Annotated in this window: 23 protein-coding genes; 18 read left to right on the plus strand and 5 right to left on the minus strand. The window is 48.8% G+C overall.

The genetic code is table 11. From position 1 onward, the window contains the following. The first annotated feature begins 182 nt into the window (after nucleotides 1-182). Nucleotides 183-749, plus strand: a complete 567-nt coding sequence (locus VK958_RS11455; RefSeq protein WP_325241433.1) for an EF-hand domain-containing protein — start codon at nucleotides 183-185, stop codon at nucleotides 747-749. A gap of 77 nt (nucleotides 750-826) precedes the next feature. Then, on the plus strand, nucleotides 827-1,987 hold the full coding sequence (locus tag VK958_RS11460) for a GNAT family N-acetyltransferase (RefSeq protein ID WP_325241435.1): 1,161 nt from the start codon (nucleotides 827-829) through the stop codon (nucleotides 1,985-1,987). Between the two features lie 28 nt (nucleotides 1,988-2,015). Here VK958_RS11460 and VK958_RS11465 read toward each other — a convergent pair whose 3' ends face one another. Then, complete coding sequence (locus VK958_RS11465) at nucleotides 2,016-2,711, minus strand: SDR family oxidoreductase (RefSeq protein ID WP_325241437.1); 696 nt, start codon at nucleotides 2,709-2,711, stop codon at nucleotides 2,016-2,018. 105 nt (nucleotides 2,712-2,816) lie between these two features. Here VK958_RS11465 and VK958_RS11470 point away from each other — a divergent pair, with 105 nt between their 5' ends. From VK958_RS11470 to VK958_RS11490, 5 genes are all read left to right on the plus strand, one after another. Then, entirely contained in the window at nucleotides 2,817-3,902 is a 1,086-nt protein-coding gene (locus VK958_RS11470) for a TIGR03790 family protein (RefSeq protein WP_325241439.1), read from the plus strand. Nucleotides 3,903-3,994: 92 nt separating this feature from the next. Next, complete coding sequence (phoR, locus tag VK958_RS11475; protein ID WP_325241441.1) at nucleotides 3,995-5,293, plus strand: phosphate regulon sensor histidine kinase PhoR; 1,299 nt, start codon at nucleotides 3,995-3,997, stop codon at nucleotides 5,291-5,293. Further along, nucleotides 5,290-6,030, plus strand: a complete 741-nt coding sequence (locus tag VK958_RS11480) for a hypothetical protein (protein WP_325241442.1) — start codon at nucleotides 5,290-5,292, stop codon at nucleotides 6,028-6,030. The genes phoR and VK958_RS11480 overlap by 4 nt, the downstream gene beginning before the upstream one ends. A gap of 14 nt (nucleotides 6,031-6,044) precedes the next feature. After that, nucleotides 6,045-7,199 carry a cupin domain-containing protein gene (locus tag VK958_RS11485; RefSeq protein ID WP_325241444.1) on the plus strand — a complete coding sequence of 385 codons (1,155 nt, stop codon included), beginning with the start codon at nucleotides 6,045-6,047 and terminating at the stop codon, nucleotides 7,197-7,199. Nucleotides 7,200-7,409: 210 nt separating this feature from the next. Continuing rightward, nucleotides 7,410-7,625 (plus strand): hypothetical protein, encoded by a 216-nt coding sequence (locus VK958_RS11490; protein WP_325241446.1) that lies wholly within the window; start codon nucleotides 7,410-7,412, stop codon nucleotides 7,623-7,625. Between the two features lie 100 nt (nucleotides 7,626-7,725). On the opposite strand, the gene tpiA is transcribed toward VK958_RS11490, so the two are convergent. Then, on the minus strand, nucleotides 7,726-8,508 hold the full coding sequence (gene tpiA / locus VK958_RS11495; protein WP_325241448.1) for a triose-phosphate isomerase: 783 nt from the start codon (nucleotides 8,506-8,508) through the stop codon (nucleotides 7,726-7,728). Between the two features lie 64 nt (nucleotides 8,509-8,572). Between tpiA and ybeY the strand changes: the two genes are divergently transcribed. From ybeY to VK958_RS11530, 7 genes are all read left to right on the plus strand, one after another. After that, nucleotides 8,573-9,007 carry an rRNA maturation RNase YbeY gene (gene ybeY, locus VK958_RS11500; RefSeq protein ID WP_325241450.1) on the plus strand — a complete coding sequence of 145 codons (435 nt, stop codon included), beginning with the start codon at nucleotides 8,573-8,575 and terminating at the stop codon, nucleotides 9,005-9,007. Between the two features lie 37 nt (nucleotides 9,008-9,044). Next, on the plus strand, nucleotides 9,045-9,830 hold the full coding sequence (locus tag VK958_RS11505; RefSeq protein ID WP_325241452.1) for a segregation and condensation protein A: 786 nt from the start codon (nucleotides 9,045-9,047) through the stop codon (nucleotides 9,828-9,830). Between the two features lie 11 nt (nucleotides 9,831-9,841). Further along, the gene (gene scpB / locus VK958_RS11510) at nucleotides 9,842-10,390 is read left to right on the plus strand and encodes an SMC-Scp complex subunit ScpB (protein ID WP_325241454.1); all 549 of its coding nucleotides are present in this window, start codon (nucleotides 9,842-9,844) and stop codon (nucleotides 10,388-10,390) included. Between the two features lie 6 nt (nucleotides 10,391-10,396). Then, a complete protein-coding gene (locus VK958_RS11515; protein WP_325241456.1) occupies nucleotides 10,397-10,744 on the plus strand; it encodes a winged helix-turn-helix domain-containing protein in 348 nt (115 codons plus the stop codon). Between the two features lie 113 nt (nucleotides 10,745-10,857). Continuing rightward, a complete protein-coding gene (modA, locus tag VK958_RS11520) occupies nucleotides 10,858-11,652 on the plus strand; it encodes a molybdate ABC transporter substrate-binding protein (RefSeq protein WP_325241458.1) in 795 nt (264 codons plus the stop codon). Between the two features lie 21 nt (nucleotides 11,653-11,673). Beyond that, nucleotides 11,674-12,363: a molybdate ABC transporter permease subunit gene (gene modB, locus VK958_RS11525; protein WP_325241460.1), complete on the plus strand. Its 690-nt coding sequence runs from the start codon at nucleotides 11,674-11,676 to the stop codon at nucleotides 12,361-12,363. Continuing rightward, entirely contained in the window at nucleotides 12,363-13,025 is a 663-nt protein-coding gene (locus tag VK958_RS11530; RefSeq protein ID WP_325241462.1) for an ATP-binding cassette domain-containing protein, read from the plus strand. Before modB ends, VK958_RS11530 begins: the two co-directional genes overlap by 1 nt. A gap of 11 nt (nucleotides 13,026-13,036) precedes the next feature. Here VK958_RS11530 and VK958_RS11535 read toward each other — a convergent pair whose 3' ends face one another. The 3 genes from VK958_RS11535 to nadB all read right to left on the minus strand — a co-directional run bounded on the left by VK958_RS11535 (nucleotide 13,037) and on the right by nadB (nucleotide 15,664). Then, nucleotides 13,037-13,516: an FKBP-type peptidyl-prolyl cis-trans isomerase gene (locus VK958_RS11535; RefSeq protein ID WP_325241464.1), complete on the minus strand. Its 480-nt coding sequence runs from the start codon at nucleotides 13,514-13,516 to the stop codon at nucleotides 13,037-13,039. A 62-nt stretch (nucleotides 13,517-13,578) separates the two neighbouring features. Beyond that, nucleotides 13,579-14,052 (minus strand): thermonuclease family protein, encoded by a 474-nt coding sequence (locus VK958_RS11540; protein WP_325241466.1) that lies wholly within the window; start codon nucleotides 14,050-14,052, stop codon nucleotides 13,579-13,581. A gap of 1 nt (nucleotide 14,053) precedes the next feature. Next, complete coding sequence (nadB, locus tag VK958_RS11545; protein WP_325241468.1) at nucleotides 14,054-15,664, minus strand: L-aspartate oxidase; 1,611 nt, start codon at nucleotides 15,662-15,664, stop codon at nucleotides 14,054-14,056. A 209-nt stretch (nucleotides 15,665-15,873) separates the two neighbouring features. On the opposite strand from nadB, the gene rpoE reads away from it, so the two are divergent. The 4 genes from rpoE to VK958_RS11565 all read left to right on the plus strand — a co-directional run bounded on the left by rpoE (nucleotide 15,874) and on the right by VK958_RS11565 (nucleotide 19,755). Next, a complete protein-coding gene (gene rpoE / locus VK958_RS11550) occupies nucleotides 15,874-16,503 on the plus strand; it encodes an RNA polymerase sigma factor RpoE (RefSeq protein ID WP_325241527.1) in 630 nt (209 codons plus the stop codon). 114 nt (nucleotides 16,504-16,617) lie between these two features. Next, entirely contained in the window at nucleotides 16,618-17,073 is a 456-nt protein-coding gene (locus VK958_RS11555) for a sigma-E factor negative regulatory protein (protein ID WP_325241470.1), read from the plus strand. 19 nt (nucleotides 17,074-17,092) lie between these two features. After that, nucleotides 17,093-18,046: a MucB/RseB C-terminal domain-containing protein gene (locus VK958_RS11560; RefSeq protein WP_325241472.1), complete on the plus strand. Its 954-nt coding sequence runs from the start codon at nucleotides 17,093-17,095 to the stop codon at nucleotides 18,044-18,046. Nucleotides 18,047-18,330: 284 nt separating this feature from the next. Beyond that, the gene (locus VK958_RS11565) at nucleotides 18,331-19,755 is read left to right on the plus strand and encodes a DegQ family serine endoprotease (RefSeq protein WP_325241474.1); all 1,425 of its coding nucleotides are present in this window, start codon (nucleotides 18,331-18,333) and stop codon (nucleotides 19,753-19,755) included. The last annotated feature ends 39 nt before the right edge of the window (nucleotides 19,756-19,794 follow it).

Here is a 19,794-nt window from a genome sequence, read left to right on the forward strand (position 1 = left end):
TTGCGTTATGGTATGCAGCCTGACTTTTTTAGTCATACAGCATTTTTCCAACTTAATCTTTTCAGGTGAATCCAGGCCTGGCTTTGGCGACTTGAGCAGATTAAAGAGATGATCTTAATGTATAGGTGTGGATGTTTAGAGCGATAAAACATTTAAATGAGGTTTTTTTGCTAACAACGGCCATGTTGCTAGCACTGCCTGCCTTTGCCGATCTTAAATTGCCTATCCGCTTAAGTGATAACCGGATAATGGACAATGAGGATGCCGGACTCACCCAAACTTTAGAACACAATTTCAGCCCAGAAGACCGTGCACGCCTGCGCAGAGCATTGACTGAGTACGCACGTAATACCGACCCCGACCATCAATTGATGTTGCAAAAGCGTAAGGCCATGCATGACAGCATTTCCCAGCGTTTTAATGAATGTAACCGCGATAATGATGAAACACTGGATCGCGAAGAAGCTACCTTATGTCTGCCTCAGGTAGCACGGCATTTCTCGTATGTAGATTTGGATGGTGATGGCGTGATTACGCTAGATGAGCTAGAAAATGCTTACGCCAAAATGGTCGAGCGTCAACGTGAAGCTGAATCAAAAACTGAAGCGCAGCAGTCAGCGGCGACCGATGCTGATCTTGATAGCAAAGTCAAAAACAAGTCAAAATCCAATTCTGCGGTGATTCCCGCAAGTAGTTCTGTTAACTCCTCAGGCAAAGACAGTTCTGGTCTGCGCAAACGGCCCAGCTAACTCTTATCCAGCATGCTCTGTCATGCCCAGGTTCTGAGGGTATACTTTCCTTGACTGGAAATCACTTAACTATCCTCATGTCTCTCAGCGCTTTATCTTTTACCTGGTCTCGCGGACTGCAGCATATTTCACCTGCTGCATGGCAGGCATTGGCGGGACAGCACCCGATGCTTGACTACAGGTTTCTGCATGCATTTGAATCTTCTGCATCAGTCGACCATGAGAGCGGATGGATTCCTTACCACTTAACCGTGTATGAGGGCGCACAACTGGTGGCAGCCGCACCGTGTTACATTAAAACCCACTCTTATGGCGAATATGTATTTGACTGGTCGTGGGCAGATGCCTATCAGCAAGCCGGTGGGACTTATTATCCCAAGTTGATCTCTGCCATTCCCTTTTCACCTGTCACTGGTCCACGCTTGCTGGTACATCCTGATTTTACAGAGCCTGAGCAGCTGGCAGAAGAGATGTTGCAGTACATGCGCAAACTGTGTGAAGAGTATGGATTATCTGGAACGCATATTCTTTTTCCGGATGCATTATCGGCTACGCATTGTGCAGCACAAGGCTTGTTACGCCGCGAAGGTGTGCAGTTTCGCTGGGAAAACCACGGCTATGCAGACTGGGAAGCCTTTTTGGCAGTGCTCAGCCATGACAAGCGTAAAAAAATACGACAGGAACGTAATAAAGTCACCCAACAGGGCGTGAGTTGCCGTGTGGTCAACGGGCATCAATTGACCCATGCGGATTTAGTATTGTTTTATCAATGTTATAGCAACACTTATCATCGACATGGCAGCCAGCCATACCTTACCTTTGCTTTTTTTGAAGAAATCACGCGCGATATGCCTGACAATGTGTTGCTATTTATTGCGATGCAATCAGATGAGGATTTCGCCGTTAGCCTGTGTATACAGGGCGATGACACGCTGTATGGCCGTTATTGGGGCAGTCTGCGAGATATTTCGTGCCTGCATTTTGAGTTGTGCTATTACCAGCCACAAGCTTTTTGCATCACGCAAGGGATACATTATTTTGAAGGTGGTGCACAGGGCGTGCATAAATTAGCACGAGGTTTTGTACCTTATACCACCTACTCTTATCACTGGCTGGCACACGATGAGTTTCACCAGAGTGTGGCGCGCTTTTTATCCAGGGAAGAAACGGCCATGCAGCATTATGTGGATGAGCTTGAAGAGCGCAGCCCTTATAAAGCGGTGCCTGAATCAATCTAATGCCAATGAGCGCTTCGGCGCTATCTTATTACCAGGGTACTTGTTTGCCATCGTAAGCAATAAATTCGCCGGATTGCGCCTGGTCCAGTCCGGCAATCACTTTTCTTAAGCCTGCCACACTTGTTTTAGTATCAATCAAACCATTCGGGCCGCCCATATCCGTACGTACCCACCCCGGATGCAATGCGGCAACCGCGATATTGAATGGCTGTAAATCCAGCGAAAGGCTTTTCACTACCATGTTAAGCGCTGTTTTTGTGCTGCGGTAAATGTATTCGCCACCGCTGCCATTGTCTGACATGCTGCCCATTTTGCTGGTCATGGCAATGAGTTTTGCTTGCCTCGAGCGTTGCATATGCGGCAGAAAAGCTTCCGCCAGATAATAAGTGGTCAGTGTGTTTACCTGAAATGCCTGTAACCAAGCCTGCGGGTCAGTTTGACCAAGCCTGCTTGGCGGATAAACACCTGCATTGCTGATCAGGATATCGATAGATATCTCTGATAGCTGGCGAGCAAGCGCCTGAATGGCGGTGAGATCGGCGATATCCAATGCCAACACATGAATGTGGGAATGCTTGGCGGCGAGTGCCTGCAATTCGACAGCCTGGGCAATATCGCGAACGGCGGCGTACACAGTATTGCCTTCTTGGGCATATTGCCTGACGTACTCAAGCCCGATACCGCGGTTAGCGCCCGTAATCAATACAGTTGGCGAAGTAGTCATGGCATGCATCTCCTGAAATTAAGGTAATCTGGGATATGATTGAATTTTACGCGGTTAGTTTTGCCAGAGTTGTATATTTATAACCATCATGGAGTGAGTAGTATTGTGCGTTTCAGCTTAAAAATGGGTGCTTATGCTTTAGGCTTATGCCTGTTAGGCATGATAATCATAGACGCTGTGGCAGGTGCCGCAGATATCAGTCGGCAATTGCGCTCACGGCCCTCCTTGTTAAAGCCGGAAGATGTGGCAGTTATCTACAATATCAATGATGCGCAAAGTGAAGAGGTGGCAAGATACTACATGCAGGCACGACAGGTACCAGTCGCGAACCTGATAGGTATAGACCTGCCACGGCATTCCAAGGATGCCTTGACTGTCGCGGAATTTGAGTCTTTAAAAAGCCAGATTGAAGCCAAGCTGCACGATCAACAGGTGCTTTTATTGGTCTGGAAAACCCCCTTTGCCGTGCAATGCAACAGCCTGACCGGTGCGCTGACCCTAGGCCTGGATTTGGAGCAATGTAAGAAAACCTGCGACCCAGGACGCGACAGTCCTTACTTCAACAGTGCATCATTACGTCCATGGGCAGATCATCATATCCGTTTATCTATGTTGCTGCCGATTACCAGTGTGGATGCAGCAAAAGCATTGATTGACCGCGGCACCTTGAGTGAATTCAGTTTGAATGAGGCGAACGGCTATTTCCTCAAAACCAAAGATGCAGCACGTTCAAAACCGCGGGAACCGTTTTTCCCGCCGGATGGGATGACAATCAAGTCCAAACGGCTCACGTTGCACACCGTCAGCCAGGAGGCGCTGGAAAAAGAAAAAGACGTCATGTTCTATTTTACCGGCCAGGCCAATGTCGATTACATGCTTACCAACAGTTATTTGCCTGGTGCGATCGCTGATCATTTGACCTCGACCGGCGGCATACTGACCAGCACTTATCAGATGCCTGCCACCCGCTGGCTGGATGCTGGTGTGACTGGTAGTTATGGTACGGTTTCAGAGCCATGTAACTATTGGCAAAAGTTTCCAAATCCACAAGTAGTGATGGCGCATTACCTGGCAGGTGAAACATTGATAGAGGCTTACTGGAAAAGCGTTAAATGGCCTATGCAAGGCGTGTTCGTAGGCGAGCCATTAGCCAAACCGTATGCCAAAGTTGCGCCAATGACCATAGAGTAATAGACGGGCATCATTTAAGCCAATGACGCGCTTCACAATCCTGTCGCGGATGTATCGTATAATCCTAGCCATCTGACTTTTGGGTGTTGCCTGTGCAAGATATTCGTTGGAAAGCGTTCTGGCTGCTTTTTTCCTGGTCTTTCTGCTGCCTGATCGTAGGCTGGGCGACCAGTGCCGAGACCGCCTGGATGGTGTATGCAGCGGGCATTATTGCCTACCTGGCTGGACATCTTTACTGGATGCACAGGCTATATCAATGGTCACTAAAACCCAGTCTCAATTTTATGCCCAATGGCAAAGGCGTATGGGAAGATATCTTTGCCAACCTCTACCAGGAAATGCGCCGTCATTCGCGTAGCCAGAGCCAGCTCAGCAGCACATTAGAGAGGTTACGTCACGCGACCAGCGCATTGCCGGATGGTGTAGTGGTGCTTAATCATCGTAACGAGATCGAGTGGTTCAATGAACCCGCAGTACAGCGCTTGGGCCTGAAGCGCCAGCATGATGAAAATCAGCCTATCTATTATTTATTGCGCCAGGCAGAATTCGTCCAGTATCTGCAGAGTGAAGATTACAGCGAGCCACTTAAACTCAAGTCCTGGCGTAGCCCGGATGTGTCGTTGGAATTACAGATTATTCCTTTTGCCAGCAAACAGCGGCTACTGATTTGCCGTGATATCTCGGCCCTGGAAAGAACCGAGATCATGCGCCGCGATTTTGTTGCGAATGTATCGCATGAGTTACGCACACCTTTGACTGTGGTGGGTGGGTTCCTCGAGACAATCGGCGATATGCAAGGCGAGATTTCACCCGATATCCAGCCTTATTTCGAAATGATGCAGGCGCAAACTACCCGTATGCGGCGCATCATTGAAGACTTGCTGACATTATCCAGCCTGGAGAATAATGTCACGCTCAAAGATGAAATCGATATCGCCATGGAGCCCATGCTTAATCAGCTTCTGAAAGATGCTAAAGCATTAAGTCACGGCCAGCATAAGGTGACGTTGCATAAGGATGCCAACGTCAATATTCGCGGCAGCTACAGTGAGTTATTCAGCGCCATGAGTAACCTGACCAGTAATGCGGTGCGCTACACGCCGGAGCACGGCAAGATTGATATTTTCTGGCAGATGCAGAATGAGCAGGTGGTATTCAGTGTGCAGGATACCGGCATCGGCATTGAATCCCAGCATTTACCGAGGTTGACCGAGCGTTTTTACCGCGTGGATAGCGGGCGCAGCCGTGATACCGGTGGCACAGGGCTAGGCTTGTCGATTGTGAAGCATATCCTGCATCATCACCAGGCGATATTAAAAGTCGAGAGTGAACCAGGGCAGGGCAGTCGCTTCAGTATTGTATTCCCGGCCGACAGGATACTTGCTGCATGAAGTGGACAGGCTGCAATTGGATAAGCATATTGTTGCTTGCCGCTTGCAGCACCAACCCGAGTGGGGGCTATGTCGACTCTCCGAATGGTAAACCGCTACCTATCCGCCAGGATCGCAACGCACTGCATCAGTTGGTAAAGACAGATACCGACCGGCTGGCGGATATTGAATATACCGAAAACGTCGTCAGTATGCGCTTGTTGATGCTTAAACTCTATAAACGCAATCCAGCCGAAGCGCACAAATCTGGCCTGGGCACGCCAGACCAGATTGCTAGCCAGGTATTTGACCAGGTGAGTACGCATCAATGGCGCTTTGACGCGCTAGGCGGCGCGCAGGATACCGCGGCTATCAAGCTGGCGTTGAATCCACAATTCAGTGGTGACCGCGTGCTGGCTTTGGTCGTTGGTATTCAATCCATGTTATACCGGGCGCACGGCAATAAATCGGCCTTTTTCCTGATGGATAGTATTGACCCGCAAAACTTGTACAATGCTGCGCGAAATGTTGAAATCGCAGTCTGGAAAGTAGGCACCGCCAAAAATGCGCGCGGCGAACTATTATTGCTGACCAACAGCATGCAAACGGATGGGCAGAACCTGAGTTTTGAGCGTGAGTTCAGCAAGCTGATTGCGCGCACCGATTTACTGGCGTTAATGCTGGCCGAGAAATCGCAGCGTTTTATTTCACGATTAACCCAAAGCATTACCACGACACCTTTCCTCCCTTTCAGGTAAATCTAGATACTGCCATGCAACAAGCACTGACCCTACTCAACGGTTTGACCCCGACACAATTTATGGCGGAGTATTGGCAAAAGAAACCGTTGCTGATCCGTGGCGCATTGCCGGGTTTTAAAGGTATCCTGACACCCGATGAACTGGCCGGTCTGGCTTGCGAAACAGAAGTGCCTTCACGGCTGATCAGGTTTGATCCTGAGCATGTGCATGAAGGGCAGGGTTGGCAAGTGACACAAGGTCCGTTTGATGAAGATGATTTTTCGGCACTGCCCACCCGCTACTGGACATTATTGGTCCAGGGTGTGAATCACATCCTGCCGGATGCGCAAGCTTTGCTGGCGCATTTTAATTTTATTCCGACAGCCAGGCTGGATGACGTCATGGTCAGCTATGCCCCGACAGGTGGTGGCGTCGGGCCGCATATCGACAGCTATGATGTTTTTCTGTTGCAAGGGGCGGGCAAGCGGCGATGGTCTATCAGCCAGCAGGATGATCTACGCCTGATTCCTGATGCGCCCTTACGTATCCTTTCACATTTTGTCAGCGAACAGGAGTGGGTGCTGGAGCCTGGCGATATGCTTTATTTGCCGCCTAATGTGGCGCATTGGGGCGTGGCAGAAGATGATGATTGCATGACTTATTCCATAGGGTTTCGCGCACCGGCAGCAAGAGAGCTCGCAGTGGAATTCCTGGATGCCTGCAGGCAGGAAGGATTATCGGATGAGTTGTACCAGGATCCTGAACTAGAACCAGTCTCTGATGCAGCCGCGATTGACCAGGCCATGGTTACCCGGGTGAGCGCCATGCTGCAGCGCTTAGCCTGGCACCCTGATGAATTAGGACCCTTTCTGGCCCGCTATTTCACTGAGCCGAAAGCGTATGTGGTTTTTACGCCAAACCGCAAGCTCAGCCTGACGAAATTTACTGACCAAATGCGCAAGTCAGGCGTTACACTGGACCTGCAAACACAAATGTTGCATTGGCAGGGGCAGTATTTTATCAATGGTGAAGTGATTGAGGTGACTGATCTAGGTGGTCATTTAAATGCACTGGCTAATCAACGACAACTAAGCGCACCACTTTTTGAGTCCGAGAATGCCAAGCATTTGCTCCCGTGGCTGCGTGATATGTACCTGCTGGGTTATTTGCATTTGAATGAAATATGAGCCTGGTAAGGCTAATTTGAACCAATTTCGACATAATTTTGTCAAAAAATGCAGAGTTGTTGTTCTTATGCAAAAAAATCCTGTGTTTTTGATTACACTTACATTCTTTTTTTAATAAATTACTGATACAATTTTTCTACTCGGCGGGTTCTTGCATATGAGGATTGTGCCGTACACAAAATTTTGCTCATACATACTAAGGAAATAAAGATGACACGTTCTGCATTGTTGGCTGCATTGTTGGCTTTGGCTTTGACCGCTTGTGGTGAAAAACCAGCTGAAGAGGCTCCTGCTGTTGAGGCTCCTGCTGTTGAAGCACCAGCTGCTGAAACACCAGCTGCTGAAACACCAGTTGAAGCCGCTCCTGCTGAAGTTCCAGCTGAAGCTGCTCCTGCTGAAGCTGCTCCTGCTGAAGAAGCTAAGTAATTCAGACAGTAATCTGGATTACCTGATGATAGAGAAGCCGACGCAAGTCGGCTTTTTTATTGCCTGTAACATCAGCCATGCATTTAAGTCAGTCATGCATTTAAGCCGCGGTTTTCAAATCGGTTAGCTCGTTAGCGATCTGGCAGATACGGATAAAATCGTCTGTTATCAATGAAGCCCCGCCAATCAGGCCGCCATCCACATCTGGCATACTCAATAATTGTGCTGCGTTACCCGGGTTTACACTGCCGCCATAAAGCAGATCGATCTTTTCTGCTACCTGCTCGTCCAGCAGGCCTATGTGACCACGGATAAATGACAGGATAGCTTGCACGTGTTGTGGCGTAGCGGCTTTGCCAGACCCAATCGCCCACACCGGCTCATAAGCAACTACGCCCTGGGATAACGCTTGGATACCGACATGTGCAATCACCGGATTTAATTGGCGAACAACCACCAGGTCGGTTTCACCTTGTTCATATTCCTCTAACGTTTCACCAATACACAAAATGGGTGTCAGCCCGGCTTTGAGGGCTGCCTCGAAACGTTCACCGCAACTTTCATCACTATCATGGCCGCGCTGTCTGCGTTCCGAATGGCCGATGATGACATAACTACAACCGAATTCTTTGAGCATTACCGGAGAAACCGAGCCTGTATAAGCGCCTTTTTCAAAGCGGCTCATATTTTGACCACCCCAGGCAATATGGCTGTTTTGCAGGATGTGTTGTGCCTGATACAGATACGGGTGCGGTGGGCAAACTGCATAGCGGGCTTGATGGTGCTGGGTATGCAGCAGCAAGCTCTGCATGAATTGTTGATTATCGGGCAAGCTGCCGTGCATTTTGCGATTGGCAACCACCAGTTTCGGGCGATTCGACATCACACGGTTTCCTATACGGGTTTTCTTCTTATAATGACGGATATTTTTCAGAAAACTTAACCCTATGCCGCAACTTGATTTTTCTTTGCAACTCGCCTCGCAGGAAAAAAAACTGCCCACGGAGGCAGAGTTCAGGCGCTGGGTGCGTGCGGCTTTACGTGTGGATACCAGCGTGACCATCCGGATTGTGGATGCGGAAGAAGGACGTTTATTAAATGCGACTTACCGCGGCAAGGATTATGCGACCAATGTGCTGACGTTTCCATTGACCGAATACCCACGTCTGATGGGCGATATCGTGATCTGTGCGCCGGTGGTTGCGAGAGAAGCCATCGAGCAAGGTAAAACATTGCTGGCGCATTATGCACACATGACCGTACATGGCGTATTACATCTGCATGGCTATGACCATGAAGTGGATGCGCAGGCTGAACTGATGGAGTCTATGGAAATGGCCACCATGCAGAAATTGGGTTTTGCGAATCCGTATGCTGAATAACCTTTAATCCGCGCACGCAAATCGTTACAATCTTCTCATGGACATCTTGGAAAACAGCCAGGTCAAAATCAAGGGTGAAACGCTCTCCGAATTGCCACAGGATTTATATATTCCGCCGGATGCGCTGGAAGTGTTCCTGGACACGTTTGAAGGCCCGCTGGATTTGCTCTTGTACCTGATTCGAAAGCACAACCTGGATATACTGGATATCCAGATGGCGAAGCTGACGGCGCAATACATGGTTTACGTCGAAAAAATGAAAGCCGTAAAACTTGAATTGGCCGCTGATTACTTATTGATGGCCGCCATGCTGATTGAAATCAAGTCACGCATGCTGTTGCCCAAACCAGTTGAAGTGGAAGAGGAAGATGATCCACGCGCAGAGCTGGTCAGGCGCTTGATGGAGTATGAAGCGATCAAGCTCGCTGCACAACGGCTGGATACGCTTCCTAAAGTGGGTGAAGAGATAGACGTTGCCACCGCATATTACCAGCACATCAGCCAGGTAAAGCCGCCTGAAGTCAGCCTGGACGACCTGGTTGAAGCATGGCGCAATGTACTTAAACGCGCCAAATTGAACCAGCACCATAAACTAGGCCGGGCGGAACTGTCTGTGCGCGAGCACATGAGCTTGTTACTGCGCCGTTTGAGTATGGCAAAAGTATTGCGGTTCGATGAGTTGTTTGATATTGAAACAGAAGGCATTCCAAAATTGGTAGTGAGTTTCCTGGCGATGCTGGAACTGGCTAAAGAAGGCCTGATCCGTATCACACAACAAGAAGCATTCGGCACAATTTATGTACGGGCGAATACGCATGATTAAGGAAAGTCGCCATGCGTGAGCCGGATAATATCCAGCAGATGAAGCAGATTCTTGAAGCTGCCTTGTTGACATCGCCGCAACCATTAGCATTGGATGATTTGCTTAAATTGTTTGCCGGGCGTATGGAGCGGGCAACTTTGCGCATGCTGCTAGATGAACTGAAAGCAGATTGGCTGGATAAAACACTCGATTTAGTGCAAGTTGCCAGCGGCTACCGCTTTCAGGCCAAGCCGGAATACAGCGAGTATATCTCGCGCCTGAATCCGGAACGGCAACCGAAATACTCTCGTGCCGTCATGGAGACCCTGGCGATTATTGCTTATCGCCAGCCAGTGACACGCGGTGATATTGAGCAGATCCGCGGCGTGGCGGTAAACCCGAATGTGATTCGCCAGTTGCAGGAGCGCGACTGGATCGATGTAGTCGGGCAACGTGAAGTACCCGGCAGGCCTTCGTTATACGCGACGACCAAGCATTTTCTTGACGACCTGAATTTGCGCTCGTTGGCAGAGTTGCCGCCTTTTGAGGCGTTTGCGCAAGCGGAAATCCCATTGGAATAAAGTGTGATGCGGGACTCATTACTTAAAATTCGTATCAGTCATGAAGGCAAAACAGCGCTAGGGCCAGGAAAAATCGCTTTGTTGCAGATGATAGAACAACATGGCTCCATCTCCGCAGCGGCCAAGCAAATGCAGATGTCTTACCGCAGGGCCTGGGAGCTGGTGGATGTCATGAATAGCTGTTTTGACCAGGTGGTAGTGTTGAGCTCTACGGGAGGTACCCATGGTGGTGGTGCGCAAGTCACGGAATTTGGAAAATCGCTTATTGGTGCATATCAAAAGCTTTTGCAAAAATCGGCGCAGGCAGCTGCGGATGAACTTGACCTGATTACAGAGCACTTGAAAAAAGCGTAATTTTTTTTGAGTGTCGTAATGCATGTGTGAATATAACGATGGTAGCATGGTTGCGTTTTGATGCAGAAGTTGCTCAAGCGTCTGCTCTGAATCATTTAAGGGAATAGAAAAACATGAAAAGACACAGTTGGCTGCACTTGCCTGATGTGCGCATTTTTTATGTGGGCATGTTGGTCAGTCTTTGCCTGGCCATTGGGTTCGCGCACGCAGAAGACGGGAAGATCAAGGTATTTGCCGCAGCCAGCCTGACCGATGTAATGAATGTGCTGGCCAAGCAATACAGCCAGCAAGCTGGTGTGCAAATCGTGCCAGTCTATGGTGGATCGGGCACGCTTGCCAAGCAACTGGAACAGGGGGCACCCGGCGATCTGTTTATATCTGCCGATGAAAAATGGATGCAATACCTGAAAGACAAGCAATTGCTACAGAATACGACTATCAAGCCATGGCTGAGCAATCGCCTGGTGCTGATCACGCCACTAGCCAAGCCATTGAACATCAGGGCCGAGGCTTCTGTAGATGTGAACCAGCAGGCGCCTGGCTATTGGTGCACCGGTGATACACTGTCCGTGCCGGTAGGGATGTATGCCAAGCAGTCACTGACCAGTCTGGGTTGGTGGGAAAAACTAAAAAACAGGTTGGTCAGTACCCAGGATGTACGTGCTACATTGAACCTGGTCGAGCGAGATGAGTGCGATGTGGGTATCGTGTATGCCAGCGATGCGCAGTCTTCAAACAAGGTGAAGTTGGCTGGTGAATTACCTGAGGCTAGTCATGTGCCGATTGTATATCCAATGGCGTTATTGCCTCGCGCTTCCTCCTCGACCACAGCTTTTTATCAGTATCTGCAATCAGCCGAAGCCAGAAAAGTACTGATTTCCTATGGCTTCAAACCACTGGCTGAGTAAACTTTTGTTTTGAGTGTAATTATGTGGACGTTGTCGCCTGCCGAACTTTCCATTGTGCTGCTTTCGTTGAAAGTCGCGTTCTGGTGTGTGGTTATTTTACTTTTACCGGCAATGGCAATGGCATGGCTGTTAGCGAAAAAAAATTACCTGGGGCAGTCTCTGTTGGATGCGCTGGTGCATTTACCCATGGTATTGCCGCCGGTAGTACTGGGCTATATGTTGCTCGTGCTGCTTGGGCGAAGAGGCTGGATCGGTGCCTGGCTATATGAGCAGTTTCATATTCAATTCACTTTTCATTGGTGGGGTGCCGTGATTGCCTCGGCAGTGATGGCATTTCCATTAATGGTGCGCTCAATCCGGCAAGCCTTGGTCCAGGTAAATCCGCTTCTGGAGCAGGCCGCCCAAACACTGGGTGCATCTCCGATCAAGGTTTTCCTTACAATCACTTTGCCCTTGTCTTACCATGGCTTGTTGACGGGGAGCATCCTGGCATTTAGCCGAAGCCTGGGCGAGTTTGGCGCAACGATTACCTTTGCAGGCAATCTTGAAGGAGAAACCCGCACCTTGCCGCTGGCTATTTACAGTTTGACGCAAACACCCGAAGGAGATGCTGCGGCGCTCAGGTTGGTGATTCTGAGCGTATTAGTCTCAATTTTCGCGTTGCTTGCCAGTCAATGGCTGGAAAGACGGCTGATCAGGAGCCAATACTGATGCTGCACGTGGATATTCAAATCAAACAACCTTACAGCACTGATGCTTCTAAGTCAGAGTTTGCCTTAGGTGCCAAGTTTGATTTGAAGCCCGGTGATTGCCTGGGCATCATGGGGGCCTCTGGCTCCGGGAAAACTACCTTGTTGCATACACTCTCCGGTCTGCTGATGCCTGCAGCGGGTGTCATTAAAAGTAACCAGCAGATATGGTTTGATTCAGTAAAACATATCCAGCTGCCGGCATGGCAGCGACGAGCGGGTGTTGTATTTCAGGACGGACGCTTATTTCCGCATCTGAATGTGCAGCAAAACTTGATGTATGGTTTGCCTAAAGAAAAAGTTTCCATTTCACTCGAAGACGTGATTGCAGTGCTGGATATAGGCACGCTGATCAAACGCAAACCTGGCCAGTTATCTGGCGGTGAAAAACAGCGGGTTGCGATTGGCCGCGCTTTGCTGAGCCAGCCTGCGGTATTGCTAATGGATGAACCGTTAAGTGGCCTGGATGATGCATTGAAACAGCAAGTGCTGCCTTACATCAGAAAAGTAATCACTACTTTTGGATTGCCGACCGTGTATGTCAGCCATGTGCGGGAGGAAGTGACAGAGATTGCCAACGAAGTACTAGTGCTGGCGCAAGGGCAATTGCGCCAGCTGGCTTGAAACTTTAAAGCTTAGTGATGATGACCACCCGCACCATGTACATGCTGGTGCTCGATTTCTTCTTTATTTGCTGTACGCACATCTTTAATCGTTGCTGTAAACAGCAGACGTTGACCAGCCCAAGGATGGTTGCCGTCAACCACGACTTTGCCATCGGCGATATCGGTAATTGTATACAAAATCACGTCGCCGGTTTCATCTTCACCTTCAAACTGCATACCGACTTTTAACTCTTCAGCCGGGAAAGCGCTGGCTTGCTCGATTTGTACCAGGCCGTCATCGTACTCACCAAAACCATCTTCAGGGTCCAGACTCACTTCAATCACATCGCCAACATTTTTGCCGTGCATGGCTTCTTCAACTTTAGGGAAAATATTGTCGTAACCACCGTGGAGGTAAGCCACCGGTTGCTGGCTTTCTTCCAGTGTTTCGCCATCAGTGTTTTGTAGTTTGTAAGTCATGCTGACTACGGTGTTCATTGCTACTTGCATGTGAAATGTCCTAAGTTATTCGGTAATAAAACATTATTCTAAAGGATATTGCCGGGATGGTGTCATTCTGGCGATTGATAATATTGCCCGAAATGCTTGCGCCAGACCCAGGGAGGTATCGGGTTGGCTTGTTGCCAAAGACCCAAAGCTTGTTGTTGTGCCTGTTGCTGCAGTGACGCTAATTCTGTGCGCGATGAGTAGCGGCGGTTAAACCAGGCCATCCCTTGTGCAACCTGATATTGGCTGGCATCTGTGTGATTACAGTATAAATGGCCTAGGGTACGTCCGTAAGGGTCAGTGCCGGTGGATTGCACGGTTATGTTTCCATTACAGAGTGCCATCAGGTGACGTTTCGATTGTTTGCCATAGGTCTGTTGGGATTCTGGCGCATCAATATCCAGCAGCCGCAGGCGGTAAGTTCTTCCTTGGTCTAGAATAATGACAGTGTCGCCATCAATGACTTTTTTTAACACGGGGTCGGCTTGCGCGTGAATGCCTGTAGCAAAAAGCATTAATAGCAGCCAGATGTTTGGCATGTTAATCCAGCAGGCTAGTATAGTTTTCCGGCGTTAAGACGGTTGGGATCGCCTCTGGCAATAGGTCCGGGTAATCTTTGCTGTAATGCAGGCCACGGCTCTCTTCGCGCTCAATTGCGCAACGTACGATCAGTTCTGCTACCTGTAACAAATTACGTAGTTCAATCAGGTCGTGACTGACTTTAAAGTTGCTGTAAAACTCATGTACTTCGTCGCGCAACATATGAATGCGATGTAATGCCCGGCTTAATCTTTTGTTGGTGCGCACAATGCCGACGTAATTCCACATGAATCGACGCAATTCATCCCAGGTATGCGTAATGAGCACTTCTTCATCGGCATCGGTCACACGGCTTTCATCCCAATCGGGCAGTGAAATGGTTGGTTGTTGACCAGAGGCCTGAATATCCTGCGCGCAACTTTCACTAAACGCCAGACATTCCAGCAGTGAGTTGCTGGCCAAGCGGTTGGCGCCATGCAAGCCGGTACAAGCGGTTTCGCCAATCGCATACAGGCAATCAATATCGGTGCGACCATGCATATCTGTCATCACGCCACCACAGGTGTAGTGTGCAGCGGGAACGACCGGAATCGGCTGTTTGCTGATATCTATACCAAGTTGCAAACAGCGTTTGTAAATATTGGGGAAGTGTGACTGGATAAACGCGAGTGGTTTATGGCTGATATCCAGATAGACACAGTCCAGCCCGCGTTTTTTCATTTCAAAGTCAATGGCGCGGGCGACCACATCACGAGGCGCCAACTCTGCCCTTTCATCATGTAGGTGCATAAACCTTGTGCCATCCGGCAAGGTGAGCAAACCACCTTCGCCACGCAGCACTTCCGAAATAAGGAATGATTTGGCATGCGGATGGTACAAGCAGGTGGGATGAAATTGTATAAACTCCATATTTGCGACACGGCAACCAGCCCGCCACGCCATCGCAATACCATCGCCGGTACTGATGTCAGGGTTGGTGGTATACAGATATGCCTTGCCGGCACCGCCAGTCGCCGTTACGGTATATTGCGCCGAGAGTGTCGTCACATGCCCGGTCTGGCTATTGAGTACATACGCACCCAGACAACGATTAGGGCCGTCATTGGTGGTTTGCTGAAACAGTTTGTGTGTGGTGATAAGGTCAACCGCAATATGGTGCTCAAGAACGGTGATGTTTGGGTGTTCGCGGACGCGGTCGGTCAATGTGGTTTGTACTGCCTGGCCGGTAGCATCTGCGACATGCACGACCCGGCGATAGCTATGTCCGCCTTCGCGTGTCAGGTGCAGGCGGTCGTCTTCGGCTTCACGGGTGAAGTTAACCCCTTGCTGCAATAACCATTCAATGCTGGCCCGGCCATTGTTGACCACCATGCGGGTGACTTCGCTATCGCATAGTCCAGCACCGGCATCTAAAGTATCCTGAATGTGGGCTTCTATAGAATCTTCATTATTGTGGACCGCCGCAATACCACCTTGCGCCCAGTTGCTGGCGCTCATCGAGAGCTCGCGTTTACTCAATATGCAAATACGGTAATTATCTGCCAAGCGCAGGGCAAGAGATTGACCGGCTAATCCGCTGCCTATGATCAGGACATCAAATACTTTATTCATATTCTCGTGAAGTCAGAGGAACTTTTGTAGAAAAAGCCGTGTCAGAAATTTGTCTGTATTGCATGTTGCGATTGCAGGCAAAAATAAGGGATGAGACGATGTTACACACAACAAAATTAGAGGCGTTAACGCGCACCGGGTTCGTCGAAAGCAATACAAAAGCGTATACTACTCCCAATCATAAAATTACCCAAGGGAGTCATCGCGATATGACTGTTCAGGCGGCAAACGCCAAACAGATTGAGAATAGAGAGTTCGACCAGTTGTTGGTCGAACGTGCCCAGCAGGGCGATAAACGGGCGTTCGGCCTACTGGTTGAAAAGTATAATCGTAAGCTTGGAAGACTTTTATCGCGCATGATCCGCGACCAGGCAGAAGTAGAGGATGTGGTACAGGAATCCTTTATCAAAGCGTATCGCGCATTGCATAGCTTTCGTGGGGATAGTGCCTTTTACACGTGGTTATACCGTATTGGCATTAACACTGCTAAAAATTACCTGGTATCCATGGGGCGTAAGCCACAGGTGATGCAGGACGTTGAAATTGAAGACGTAGAAAATTTCGATGAGGGTCAGGACATGCGTACTATGGAGACGCCTGAAACTTCTCTCATGACTAAAGAAATCGCGCAAACCGTGAATGATGCGATTGCTGCGTTGCCAGAAGAGTTGCGCACAGCGATTACATTGCGTGAACTTGAAGGCTTAAGCTATGAAGATATTGCGACAGTGATGCAATGTCCGATTGGCACGGTCCGCTCACGTATTTTCCGTGCACGTGAGACTATTGCAGCAAAACTAAGGCCACTGCTGGATACCCCGAATAACAAACGTTGGTAAGCCAGCTACACTAGTAATGCAGCCATTGAATGCAAACTTTTTTTAAATAATGGGTGTTATGACAAACAATTTGTTAAATGCTAACATAAAAACATTGATTGACTTGGGGTTATTATGAAGCAGCAATTATCCGCTTTAATCGACGGCGAGGCCGATATTGAACGTTGCGAGCACATCTTTCTCGCGGCCAAATCTACCGGTGAAGTCGCTCAAGCCTGGCAGGATTATCATGTCATTCGCGATGTGATGCGTGAGGAGAATTGGGTGCAGCCTGATATCACGAGCCGCATCATGGCAGCATTAAGCGATGAGCCTGTGGTGTTGGCACCAAGAGCCGTTCCACAGCCAGTGGTTGAAATAAAACCGCGACCCAGTAAATACATTTGGTCTATTGCAGCGTCTGTGGCAGCTGCTTTTTTTGTTGGTATGTTTGTACTCAACCAGCCTACAGCTGTCGAATCGGTGCAGATCGCTGACAGCGAAACTGATCAATATGTCATGGCGCATCACAATTACTCACCTAATAGTGCCACTTACTATATCCACAATGTAACTTACGCTGGCGAATAGCTTTTTTATTGTGATTGGTATGTCTGTGCAGTTTGTATTTCGTGCCGTATTTGCGTTAGTGATCTGGCAACAGGCATTTGCAGATGAGGATTTATGGGCAACTATGCAGAAAACAGCTTCTGCAGCCAGAGAACTTAACTACCAAGGGTTGTTTATTTACCATAACGGAGCGATCATTCGCTCCGTTCAAATTACGCATATCAATGAAGCCGGTAGGGAATTCACCCGCAATGTAGTCCTTGATGGTCGCCCGCGGGAAGTGTTTAGCGAAGGTGATGATATTGTCATCTTCAATGCAAAAAATGACAAGGTCGTGATTGAAAAGCGCCGTGGTCAAAACCTCTTCCCAGCTATGCTGCCGACCCAGCTTCAACCTCTCAAGCAAAACTATAAGTTGAAATTTGTCGGACAGGAGCGCATCGCCGGCCGTTTGGCACAAGTCATCGACATGATTCCTAATGATAACCTGCGTTATCAATACCGGGTCTGGTCAGATAGTGAATACGGTTTGTTGCTAAAGATGAGTATGCTGGATGTGCAGGGCCACACCCTGGAACAAATCGGTTTCAACCAGGTATCGATGCTGCAAACCAAAGACCTGGATTGGTTTCAACCCAAGATTGACGCTTCCAAGCCATATGTGATGGATGACACCACCGACCTGACCCATGTGGAAAATAATCTGGTGATTGCTAATTTGCCTGCCGGATATAAAAAAGTAGACCAGATCAGCTTACGCGTGCCTGGCCGTACGGTGCCGGTGCAGCAGTTGATTTTTTCTGATGGTCTCGCTTCCGTATCTCTGTTTGTCGAACCGGTCATTAAAGGCACACAACCCCGCATTGGTAAGAAAACCATGGGGTCGACAAATGTATATGCTCATGTTTTGAATGGTTATCAACTGGTAGTGGTGGGTGAAGTCCCGGCACAAACAGTTGAGCAAATCGCACAGCAGGTGACTTTTAAGAAGTAATCGACCTTGATGATTTTTGCCTTTACTGCTGCGTGCCCTCCCAGAATCACTTATTCCTGATATTTCACTAAACTGTATGACAAATTTTTTTAATCAATCAATTTGGATGAGCTAGTTGTGTCTGGTGTAAAGGATTTTTGGGGATTATGCAATGAAACCCCTTTGTTTTTATAGATGTAGTCACTATATGTAGAAAGTGTTTTAACGGTGGACAGGTTTTGTCTGCTTTACATTCTGTCTCTGAACATATTGAAATTTAAATTGATTAAATAATAGGAAAAATCATGATGAAACAATGGATTTCTGGAGTGTTGCTGACATGCAGCATGTCATTGAGTATGTTTGTCATGCCGGCCCACGCCAAGGATTTGCCTGATTTCACTGAGCTGGCAGAAAAACAAGGACCTACGGTGGTGAATATCAGCATTACCTCAGTGGTTCACGGGGGCGGTGGCATGGGTTTCCCAGGCATGCCAAATGATGAAAATCTGCAAGAGTTGCTGCGCCGGTTCGGTATTCCGGGGATGCCTGGCATGCCAGGGCAAGAGGGTGGGCAGGATTATAAAAGCCAGTCATTGGGTTCAGGGTTTATTATCAGCAGCGACGGTTACATTTTGACCAATGCGCATGTGGTGAGTGAAGCTGATGAAGTACTTGTGAAATTGTCTGACAAGCGCGAATTCAAGGCAAAGATCATTGGTGCCGACAAACGTACCGATGTTGCCCTGATTAAAATTGAAGCCACTGGCCTGCCTAAAGTAGTGGTGGGTGACCCAAGTGCATTGAAAGTCGGCGAATGGGTGGCAGCGATTGGCTCTCCTTTCGGCCTTGAAAACACGATGACAGCCGGTATTGTCAGTGCTAAAGGTCGTGCTTTGCCACAAGAAAATTATGTTCCATTTATCCAGACCGATGTTGCGATTAATCCTGGTAATTCAGGTGGTCCGCTATTCAACCTGCGCGGTGAAGTGGTCGGTGTAAACTCACAGATCTACAGTAAAAGTGGTGGCTCCATGGGGCTGTCATTCAGTATCCCGATTGATGTCGCTATTGATATCTCCAACCAGTTAAAAACGACTGGCCGTATTTCACGCGGCTGGTTAGGCATTGGTATCCAGGAAGTCACTAAAGACCTGGCGGATTCCTTCGGCCTTAAACAAACCAGTGGTGCCCTGATTGCTGGCGTGGAAAAAAACAGCCCGGCAGACAAAGGCGGCCTGGAAGTTGGCGATATTATCCTCAAATTTGACGGTAAGCCAATTGTGACGTCAGGTGATTTGCCGCGTGTTGTGGCTTCAATCAAGCCGGGTAAAGTGGTGCCGGTAGAAATCGTGCGCAAAGGTGCTGGCAAGACCCTGCAGCTGGGGGTTGGTGAAATGCCAAACGAGCAAGCCGAAGCGCCTGCTTCAAGCAAGGAGCCATCCAAGCCAGAAGCCAATAAAATCGGCTTGACCTTGCGTGAGTTGACACCACAGCAAAAGAAAAAGCTGAATGGCAAAAATGGCTTGCTGGTCATTGAAAGCGTCGGTGCATCTGCACAGGCGGGTATTCGTCGTGGTGATGTGATTCTTGGCCTGAATAACAATGAAAGTCAAAGCGTGGATCTGTTCAATAAGCAGATCAACGCCGTAGCTTCCGGAAAAACGGTGGCAGTGCTGGTGCTAAGAGGTGAAAATACTTTGTATGTCCCTATCAAGGTAAGCAAATAAAAGTAGATTTTAAAGCGCAGCAAACATTGAGCGATTTAA

It is taken from the genome of Methylophilus sp. (genome assembly GCF_035460085.1).
Classification (GTDB): domain Bacteria; phylum Pseudomonadota; class Gammaproteobacteria; order Burkholderiales; family Methylophilaceae; genus Methylophilus.